Consider the following 801-nt stretch of genomic DNA (forward strand, 5'->3'; position numbering starts at 1 on the left):
GGCCGGGGCGCGGCCCGGGTGGCTGGCGGTCGCCGCCGCCGACCGGCCCGCCGGGGCGGCGTCGGCGCGGGTGCGGCAGGCCGTCGTGATCGGCGAGGACATCGCCAGGTTCGCGGCGGCGCCGCTGCTGGAGACGGTGGACGAGGTCGCCTGGCGGGACGGGGACGTCGTCGCCCGGCGCGTGGAGCGGCTCGGGGCCATCGAGCTGGACGCGCGGCCGCTGCGCCGTCCCGATCCGGAGCGGGTGCGGGCCGCGCTGCGGGACGGTCTGCGCGCCGAGGGGCTCGGGCTCCTCACCTGGACGCCGGCGGCCGTCGCGCTGAGGGAGCGGCTGGCGTTCCTGCGCGGCGCGCTCGGCGAGCCGTGGCCCGAGGTGGACGACGCGGCGCTGCTGGAACGCGTCCCGCAATGGCTGGCGGGCGCGCGGCGCCGGTCGGACCTGCGGCGCGTGGACGTCGCGGCGGCGCTGCGCGGCCTGCTGCCCTGGGACCTCGCGGCCCGGCTGGACGAGCTGGCCCCCGAGCGCGTGCAGGTGCCGTCCGGGTCGCGGATCCGGGTGGACTACGCGGGGGAGCGGCCCGTCCTGGCGGTGAAGCTCCAGGAGTTGTTCGGCTGGGACGCGGCGCCGCGGCTCGCGGGCGGGCGGGTGCCGCTGGTGGTGCACCTGCTGTCGCCGGCGGGCAGGCCCGCCGCGGTCACCGCCGACCTGGCGACGTTCTGGCGCGAGGGCTACCGCGCCGTCCGCGCCGAGCTGCGCGGCCGCTACCCCCGCCACCCCTGGCCCGAGGACCCCGCGCGGGC

1 protein-coding gene is annotated in these 801 nt (G+C 80.9%); it reads left to right on the forward strand.

From position 1 onward, the window contains the following. The coding region (locus E1298_RS47350; protein ID WP_279499845.1) for an ATP-dependent helicase C-terminal domain-containing protein at positions 1-801 on the forward strand (801 nt) is incomplete at both ends.

It is taken from the genome of Actinomadura rubrisoli (assembly GCF_004349215.1).
GTDB lineage: Bacteria > Actinomycetota > Actinomycetes > Streptosporangiales > Streptosporangiaceae > Spirillospora > Spirillospora rubrisoli.